Genomic DNA, 5347 nt, shown 5'->3' with positions numbered 1-5347 from the left:
CCGACCATCTCCGCAGCGGCTACGACTGTGGATCCAGCAAGCAAAAGCTTGATCAGTTCCACTTGCTCGAGAGGGCTGACTCGACTGCTTCTTATACACATTCTGCCATCCTAAAAATCATTACTTAGCTAGAACAGACCCCTCATTAACTTTAGACCCTAATCACAACACGCTTGATGGAAGCTCATTAATCATTTCAGCATAATTACCCAAAAGTTACAATGATGTAATAATAATTGTACATATGCACCTTCTAATTTGATTAATAAAAAAACTCCTACGAAGCCCCATTCCCGAGGACTTCAATCAAGCGTATGCGTTTAAACAACCCTTCCTAAATCCAATTTTAATACACGATCCGCAATGCTGAAATAACGATCATCATGAGTTACTGCTATTACAATCTTTCCCTTCGCCCTCAAATCCCGCAATAAATCTTTATAAAAATATTCGCGAAACTCTGGATCTTGATCCGCAGCCCACTCATCGAACAAAAAAACCGGTTTATCATCCAAATAACTTATGATTAAAGCCAACCTTTTCCTCTGTCCATTTGAAAGCTCCAGACTACTGAACTGATTATCATGGACATTCACCTTATGATCCATCTTCAACAATTTTAAGTATCCATCAATCTCTTCGCTCCGTCCCGTAAGATCTAATCCATACAGCTTTTGGAATAGGAAGTAATCGCTAAAAACCGTAGAAAACAGGTCTCTCATTCCCACCGGACTAGCGCCAACTCCATCAACTAATATTCTCCCTCCATGAGCACTATACAAACCACTAATCAACTTCATTAGAGTAGTTTTACCACTTCCATTTCCGCCGGTTATAAAAGTAATCTCTCCAGCCCTAAAGCAACAACTTATTGGACCTACCGCGAAACTCTTACCGTCCTTCAGATAACTATACTCAACAGCTTCAAGAACGATTTGATTCACACATCTACTGCCTCCTCCATCCACAGACTCCCGTGCTTTAACACCGAACTCACCTTTCAACTGCTCAAGTCTCTTCCATGCGATTCTTATCTGCAGCAGCTGAGGCACGTCATTCAGAACGCCATGAATCGGTCCCGTCATATAGAGAAGGACAAACACAAAAGATCTTAGACTATCCATTCCTATGTTTTTGAAAAGCACCGGCAGAACAAAAACAACGCCACCAATCACAACTGCAAAAACCAGTTCCCCCAGGACGAAGACATTTGCTATCCGCATTGACGCATCGGTGTTTTTACTCCTGTACTCATCGCAGGTCGCTGCAATATCGCATTCAAAATCGGCCTTTCTCCTCGAGTTGAGAGATAGCTCTTTAAATCCACACAACATATGGTTCATGAGTTTGAAAAAAGTACTCTCGATAGCCCTGGCCTCATCCCATTTACGATTTGCAGAACGCCCAACAAGATAATACGCTCCCGCTCCGATTGCGATCAGTGCAACTGAAAACAATAGCCCATAGAGGCTTATGAAACCGATATACATAAAGCAAAAAACCAATGTCACTAAACTAGTAAATCCCCCAATAATCACATTAGGAGCGTTGCTTAGCGTTCGCGTATCATTGTTAAGTCCAGCCTGAATTCTCCCATCTTCAATCTTTTCGATTTTCTCATACGACGAACCAAGTATCTTTCGAATCAGTCCTAAGCGTTTTTCCAAAACAAGCCCATTTGTCATCGAAATTAGCTTTAAGCTAATCACTCGGTTCGCAAGCACATATAATGAGACTCCCAAGATGAAAAAAGGAATCAAGCCCTTTTTCACTGAAGCATCAAAGAGAGCTTCGTTAATAACGTAAATGATAAGCGCATTACCAAATCCCGCTATCATTCCTAGCAAAACCAAAGGAAAGATCACTTGCCTACTCCGACCGGGAAAACAGTGGAGCAGGAGAAAGTAAAAGCCAACTATTCCGACAGCCACAAGACTAGTCAATGCTGCAGGAATCAATGAAAACGGCCCCCATACAGCCAAGAAAGACCATGGTAGGGAATAAAAAAACACCTCGGGAAGCGATAAAATACAATACGCGACCCCAGCGATACCAACCACATAGACACCCATTCCAAGAACAAAACTAGTCAAAGACCGACCCCACTCCACCTTCGGAGAACCAATAAGATAAGCTATAAATAAAACGATAATAAAACCCAATAATGCACCTAGCACCAAAATACTAGTTGAAGCAATATCTACGATACGATATAGATCATTCGGAACATTGTTCTTGTCTCTTACCGTCTCACCATTAATTAGCAGTGACTCAATTGCTTTCGATACTTCACTAATATGTTCCGCGTTCAAGTTTCCCAGAACAGCAACCCCAACCCCATATTCCAGATTCAACCTAATGGACGAGGAGAAATTCGGATTGTTTCCATCATGAAACAGCAACTTAGCAGGTTTGGAGCCAGCGCTCGATAAAACCTCCCAACCCGCAGCGTAATAACTGTAACCACCATATCGTATATTTAAATAAGGGTTTTCATGTGAAAAACCAATAGCATCTTTTAACTCTGATAAAGTATCGTCGCTGCCCATTTGGTGATCCATCCAGCGCAACATATCCTTCGCATTCGTGATTATGTAACCAGCAGGTACATTCCCCTCGTAGTCTGGAGCATCATACGGATGGACGCCGAAGAAACCGGCCTTGTAACCCGTTGCCAATTTCCGATTTCTACCACCTTTTTTGTAAAATGCATTCCGGCCCGCCCACGTATCATCGAGATTCAGCGGCTTGAATATCTCCCTCTCCATATAATTGGTGTAAGAAATCCCACTAGCCGACTCAATGACCAAACCTAGGATAGCATAATTCAGTGTTGCATATTGAAACTTCGTCCCTGGCCTAAAATCCAATTGCACATCTACCAGCTTCTCAACAGTATTCAGCAAAGCCCCTTCAGAGGAATCTACAGGAATCGCCCCAATAGTTTTGAAAGGTATGCCAGTTCTATGATACAAACAATCAGAGACGCGTAATTTTACGTATTTCTCGCCATGCCTCACCCTAAACCAATTTATATATTTTACAATATCATCTTCTAGTGATATTTTACCATCCTGAACGAGCTTTGAAATAGCTAAACCAGTATACGCTTTACTCAGGGAACCCAACTCAAAGAAGGTTTCACCAGTAACCTTAACGCTCTCTTCAATGTTAGCAAAACCATATCCCTGAAGGTAATACGGCTCATAATCCTTGATCACTGCAATAGCAACACCGGGAATGCGCATTTCATCCATCAATACCTCTACGATTTCATCAATAGAGGCACTGAGCGAATCTCGATCCTTCGCTGAAGAAAAAGCAACAGGTAGAAAGATCAGAGTTGCGAGACGCAGTACCTTATTATTTATATTATTCATTTTCCTGAGGAAACAAACCAAACATCCTGCAAAAAGTCCACAGAGCAAGGGAGATAAGAAAAGCTATATCTCTTACCTATCCTCTAAAGCAAGTATTGAATAGAGCAGAGAACTCCTTGACTTTTTCAGCGATTAGGTCGAGCGCTCTTTGCCCCCATATAAGACTTTCATTCCTTCCATCCCAGTCAATATTATCGAACCGATATTTTTCCCCACTCCTTACGCAAACTTCAACTAAAGCCGAGCGAAGTTTGCCCAAAGATATCTTCTTTCCTGTGTTCGTAATCAAATATTTGCGCGGCTCAAAGCTTTGGAGTCTATCGAGCATATCAACAATTGCCTTCGACAAATTTACTGCATTTGGTTCATACAACATGCCCGTGCGCTCATTAATATGCTTACGCGTAGGAGTCATCACATCGCAAGCAACTAAGAATGGCCGATCAGCAGCCATGCACTCCATCTTAAACCTATTAATACCCTCACTTTCAGACGTTAGCAAACCTAGCTTAGCCCTGTTTATGAATCTGTTTATAACTTCCTTGCTAGATGGTAAACCCTTATTCGACTCACATCTTAAAAACGGAAACGCGACGTTTGGAGCCAAGGAAGTGGCAAGCTCAAGACATTCGGCACGGTACTCAACTTCATCTCTTGCCCCGCCATTTTCAAAATGCCCCAAGTGCATAAAAGAAAGGTGAGGAAGCCTTGATGCGGCTCGTATGAAGAGCTCTATCCGCTTCCTGCGACTCCAACAAGATATTTGAAGAACATCGATATCGACTTCGCACTCGATCGGGCTGAAATAATCATGATCAACAAAATCCGCTGGACCCACGTCTAGTAGAACACAGTCAGGATACTCCTCAACTGTTTCTTTCCAAGTCGACAAATCCTCAACCAGCATGATATCCGCACCGGCAGCTTCATTCGCTCCGTGCCAACCTCGACGATGAACTAGTATGTAATAATTCGATAGTAACGGATGCAATTCCAAAACTGGATCAATCTGATTCAGAATCATAACACCTCGATTCAGTTTCCCGTTTGAAATTGTAGGTTCACACAAAATTGCAACGCTAATCCAGTCCAGTTTATAAAACGTACACTTTTTATTCATTCTATATATATTATCAGTATTGCCCAATTAGGGACGAGTTTAGGTTTCGTAAGTTAATGTTTTTCTATCTGATAGATCAGCCTTCTCTTGCTACGCATTTGAATTTGGTTCCGCTTTCTAATAAGTTTGTTGAGACCACCAGGTGTTAACTCTGGCACTTTGGTTTTCTCTCAAGTCGCTGGCGAGGGCCGAGGGCCTCGAACATCTTCTCCGTCCGAGACCAGTTCTCCTTACATGGTTTCGCCCAGTAAAACGATATCGAGAGCCTCATGGACATCGAGGCATGTCTTCGGTCGCAAGCTCAGCTGCTCTACGCCTCGGCAATCCTAGTATTAGTTTCCAGAAACAATCTCGCCTTAGTCAGCGAGCGTCGTGACTGGTGCGCCTCCCTAGAGCTTGCCGGGATCCTCAAGCGAATGACGCGAACAGTGCGCGCAAAGGACAGATGTAATGAGGAGATCGACCAGGCGGTCTACGTTCTGGACGCCTATGTCGTCAACCCTTGCTTGTCGCTTTTCTCTTGAGCGAAGCTCCGACGGACAGTGGCCGCTGTCGAGACACACACCGTGATCAATCTGATTGGTCGCATCCACGCTATAGTAGCAGTCACGCAGTTGGATACCTCGGATTGGTTCGTCCTCGCTATGTGGGCGTTCTAGGAGATAGACTACGAATATCTCGAATTCACGCGTCCCAACCGCATCGACTCCGCACGAACTTATTTTGTGATAATGGCAAATCCGGAGACGAACCACTATGCTAGGCCACGTGGACAAATTTTCGATTTGATTTAAGATGTTGGCTTTCAATGCCATGTGAAACTTTATGAAAGCATTCAATGTCAGAA

At 43.2% G+C, this 5347-nt stretch carries 3 protein-coding genes; all 3 read right to left on the bottom strand.

All coding sequences use genetic code 11. The features are described from left to right. Window positions 1-320: 320 nt before the first annotated feature. Window positions 321-3380: a cyclic peptide export ABC transporter gene (locus QEH53_RS23250; RefSeq protein ID WP_309025630.1), complete on the bottom strand. Its 3060-nt coding sequence runs from the start codon at window positions 3378-3380 to the stop codon at window positions 321-323. 76 nt (window positions 3381-3456) lie between these two features. Next, the gene (locus QEH53_RS23245; RefSeq protein WP_309025629.1) at window positions 3457-4500 is read right to left on the bottom strand and encodes a hypothetical protein; all 1044 of its coding nucleotides are present in this window, start codon (window positions 4498-4500) and stop codon (window positions 3457-3459) included. Between the two features lie 389 nt (window positions 4501-4889). Further along, the coding region (locus tag QEH53_RS23240) for a hypothetical protein (protein ID WP_309025628.1) at window positions 4890-5347 on the bottom strand (458 nt) is incomplete at its 5' end.

Source organism: Pelagicoccus sp. SDUM812002 (assembly GCF_031127835.1).
In the GTDB taxonomy this organism is placed as follows: domain Bacteria; phylum Verrucomicrobiota; class Verrucomicrobiia; order Opitutales; family Opitutaceae; genus Pelagicoccus.
This window is presented reverse-complemented; position numbering and strand designations above follow the sequence as displayed.

Coding starts and splice junctions, on each gene's coding strand:
- QEH53_RS23245 (WP_309025629.1), bottom strand. CDS start 4,500: ATGAATAAAAAGTGTACGTTTTATAAACTGGACTGGATTAGCGTTGCA.
- QEH53_RS23250 (WP_309025630.1), bottom strand. CDS start 3,380: ATGAATAATATAAATAATAAGGTACTGCGTCTCGCAACTCTGATCTTT.